Here is a 3,892-nt window from a genome sequence, read left to right as displayed (position 1 = left end):
GCCCGCTTTTATAAAATCTACAAAAGATAATAAAAAACTATATGGAAAGACCGCATTTTGTTTGAAAATATACCTTAAGTTGATGGATGTGGGATACCACCACATGCCCATCAAGCTAAAGTTTTATTACACCCCCAGAACGAAATTTTTAGGCTTTCTTGTAACGAAAAAGCTTATTAATCGTTTTGGGGGTGACCTGTTTTCTTAGGTTGATGGCAATGTGGCGATACCCCTAATAAAGAAAAGAAGACCCCATAAGGCGTCTTCTTTTCTTTATATTTTAGTATTATCAAGCATATTTCTCTCGATTTGTCCCCAAACATTATTCATACTAGTTGTTTCAAAATATCGCATAATAGTCGTTGTATATAATTTGTACTCTAATAATTCTTTGTTTTTTAATCTTCTTCCTTTTTCTTTATATAAGGAAATGAGGATTTTATTCAATTCATTTTTAGAGTATTTAGGTTGTGTTCTTACGCATGTTGGTAAATTAGCCTGTTTTCTTAAATTATTTAATCCATTAAACCTTATCGAGAAAACATTTGCGTTATATATCTCATCACTTCGATCTAAATCTTTCGCACTAGCTACTTTGCCTATCTTTTTGCAAAAATTAATGTACATCTGTAAAAGTTCTTCTTTTGTTTCTTTAACTTCATCTACTTTTGAAAATACTATATTTACATTGGCTTCTTTTAAGGTTTCTTCATAAGAAGTAAATATAGCATATATTTGTTTGTCAGTTATCCCTTCTTTCGATAAATCAAGCAATGAAGGGGTTTTATTTAACTTAATAGCAAGATCACGAATAATAGCAATCAATTCTTCTCTAGAAAATTTATATTTATTAATTCGTGTTTTAGGGCAATTGACTAATAATAACAACTCTGACCACTTTTTGTTAAAACGATCCATCATACCAGATGAAGATAAAAAATCAGGATTTTTATGTTTATCATATAGTTTAGAAGTTATTGCTCCATTTGTGGTTTTTAAAATATAGTTAATTTCTTCTTTAAACATATCCATTATTTCTTCATTTGAAATATTAGCATTTTTGAAACGGTAATGATTTTTAGAAGATTCTCCGTAGCCAATCATCTCAATAAGTTCAGCCCAAGTTTTTTTAAAACGTACTCTATATAGTTCTGGGCTGGGTACATCAGCAACATTACACCATTCTTTGCGATTAGGTATTTTATTATTTTCTTTAATCCACCTTACTATTATATTAATTAATTCTATGTCAGAATACGTTTGGTAAGAACGTTCTTTATTTATTTTTAAACCAGCTTTTTTTAACGCTCCGTTCCATGAACCGAATCGATTAATTATAGTATGAGATTGACTAATATCACTAGTTTTAGGGCTTCTATCTAACCTTTTCGCCGTTTCCTGTATTATGAAAATTAATTCATCATTTGAATACTTCATAGAATGTCACACCACCTAATATTTAACAGTCGTCATATCATAATAAAATATTTATATTTTTAGTATAATCTAACTTGACTGTTCATGCCCATCCTAAAAAACGTCATTATTATTTAATTCTAAATAACTTTTAATAAAATAAGTTAACATGGTAAAATAATATTCGGATTGGCGTCCAATACATATTATTAAAATTAAAGTGGTTATCAAGTCGGAGGAAGGCACCTTAGGGTGTCTTTTCTTTATGAATTTACACAAAAAAGGTAATGGGCGCAATCTCACAAAAAAATAACCCGACTAGGCAGGTTATTTTTTTGTGCTTCTTGTTTTTATACATATCATTTTTACTTCTCTAATAAATTTTTTCCATATTTACAGTTTAAAGGAAAAACAGTATTATTAAGTTGTTAAAAACTGTAATCAAAGGAGTCGTTAAATTGAAGAAAAGAATTCTTATTCCGGTAATGAGTATGGGGTTTCTAATCTTTGGTGCATTTTATAGTCCTGATCAGAATACAGTTTCCGCTCAAATTAATAATGAAAAATCATCCGTAGATGAAAGTGAATTTTGGCTTTATGATGGGGATGCCATAAGATACTACCCTTATTTTAATACTTTTATTGGGATTGCTGATGTAAGTTCGGCTAATAAACAAGAACCAAGCCGTGTAGTATTTGAGTTTTATAATTTAAGAGATGACCTATCCTATGTAACAAGTGCCACTATCCCTAATCATAAGCATTCAGCTTTTCAACCATTTTCAGCCCCTATAAATTCTCTAGAAGTAGCTACCTATTCTATAAAGGTCAAAGTTATAAATGCAAAGTTAGATCCAAGTAAAGTTAAATTTGCTCATATAGAATAATACGTGTGTACATGTACACAGAAAGAAAATCACCATATCGAAAATAAAAATAGATGCTAAGGACTAAAAACCCTTACTATGACAGTGTTCAAAATGAATATAATCCAATATTTATTACAATAGGATGGTTCAAGGCACCTTAGGGTGTCTTTTCTTTATTTCTCAATAAAAGAACTTTAAGAATATGCTATTATTTAAATACAAATTCCCTTTTGTGCACTGAGGTAGTGATACCCAATAAAAAAGCCCACCTATTTCCGTAGGTGGGCCTTATCTTTATTACACAATATCAAAGTATACTCTCTTTTTCTCATAAACTTTATGCAATTATACATATTTGTAAAAATTACACTAAATAAATATTACATGTAGTAAAATATAAACCGTGGACACGTTCTATAAAGCAGATTCTTTTGAAAGACGTAACATATTGATCTCAAATCTCTTGAATTTTGTGAACTAACAATCTGATGTATATAGACGATTCTGTTTTATAGGATGTGTTTACACGTATAACAAAGGGGAATACGGATAGGTTTATACTAAATGAACGTGGTTCAAGTCGGAGAAAGGCACCTTTGGGTGTCTTTTCTTTATACAATAAAAAACCCACCTATTTCCGTAGGTGGGTTATATGTGATTTTGCACTTGTGCACTATTAAATTATAACAAGAGCTATTAACCCTTGTTAAGTTGACTGATAACTGAATAGATCATGTTAACGATAAAAAATATTAACATTAATATTAGGGGTACAGCCAGCATTTCGGAAAAAAACCACGCTAAGAGAATTTATCTGAAAAAAGAGCCGGAATTTACCCCGTTAAGATGTGCAGAAATAATAAAGTTGTTTAATTTACAATAAAGTCATTTAAAAAATAATATAGTTGTTTAAAAATCCTTATTCCACGAACGGAGCAGGTTAGTGGAAGCAATAGTAATTAGGTTTGACTGGGAAAATTGTCGATGATATTAAAAAAGACACCGAAGTGTCTTATGTTTTTCAAATTAAGCATACCGATAAATTGAAATTTAATTACTTAACATTATGCTTATCTTGGGAGCGAGGTATTTTATCGGTGAGTGTATACAAACCATGTAATGCTTGCTGTTAATAATGCTGACGAAATCAAAGCTGTAAGAACACTATATGTTTGCCAAATAAGTATTGTTGACCAATCAAAAGCACAGCACAGTATACCCAGGGCAACCGTAGCGATCAGGAAAATAACTGTTACGGTTATTCTCTTTTTTGTCATTGGCTGCCGCTCATTCGTTTTCCTTCTGCGTAATCCTAAGAGAAATAGCAAAACGGCCAATAGGCAAAGAATAATTGTGATAGACGACAAAATGATATCCAAAAGCTGTGTGCCGCTTATTTCATATGACTGAGTTAGATTGCCCTCTAATATATCTTTAACTTTTAGTACCATGTTTATATTGGTATTTGCGCCGTTGCTCAGCAAGGAGACGGCTGTTCGTTCATTTAGCAGTATGGCTACTTCGGTTCTGAAATTTGGATTGCCCCCAGTGTGTTCTATAATCGTTTGTTCGGCGTTTACGGACCAGCCTGCCGCATAATACATACC

General features: G+C 31.4%; 3 protein-coding genes and 1 pseudogene. 2 read left to right on the top strand and 2 right to left on the bottom strand.

Annotated features, from left to right (window positions below; all coding sequences use genetic code 11):
- The coding region (locus MR155_RS30660; protein ID WP_242312062.1) for a hypothetical protein at positions 1-208 on the top strand (208 nt) is incomplete at its 5' end.
- Between the two features lie 65 nt (positions 209-273).
- Here MR155_RS30660 and MR155_RS30655 read toward each other — a convergent pair.
- Positions 274-1,437, bottom strand: a complete 1,164-nt coding sequence (locus tag MR155_RS30655) for a homing endonuclease associated repeat-containing protein (RefSeq protein WP_242312061.1) — start codon at positions 1,435-1,437, stop codon at positions 274-276.
- 437 nt (positions 1,438-1,874) lie between these two features.
- On the opposite strand from MR155_RS30655, the gene MR155_RS30650 reads away from it, so the two are divergent.
- Positions 1,875-2,303, top strand: coding sequence for a hypothetical protein (locus tag MR155_RS30650; protein ID WP_242312060.1), 429 nt, complete (start codon positions 1,875-1,877; stop codon positions 2,301-2,303).
- 1,073 nt (positions 2,304-3,376) lie between these two features.
- Here the strand turns inward: MR155_RS30650 and MR155_RS30645 are convergent.
- Positions 3,377-3,892 (bottom strand): annotated as a pseudogene (locus tag MR155_RS30645) (serine hydrolase domain-containing protein); the annotation flags it as partial.

Source organism: Bacillus cereus group sp. BfR-BA-01331 (genome assembly GCF_022663915.1).
Classification (GTDB): domain Bacteria; phylum Bacillota; class Bacilli; order Bacillales; family Bacillaceae_G; genus Bacillus_A; species Bacillus_A mycoides.
This window is presented reverse-complemented; position numbering and strand designations above follow the sequence as displayed.

Bases quoted from the DNA above. Each gene is read 5' to 3' on its own strand.
- MR155_RS30655 (WP_242312061.1), bottom strand. From the start codon at position 1,437: ATGAAGTATTCAAATGATGAATTAATTTTCATAATACAGGAAACGGCG.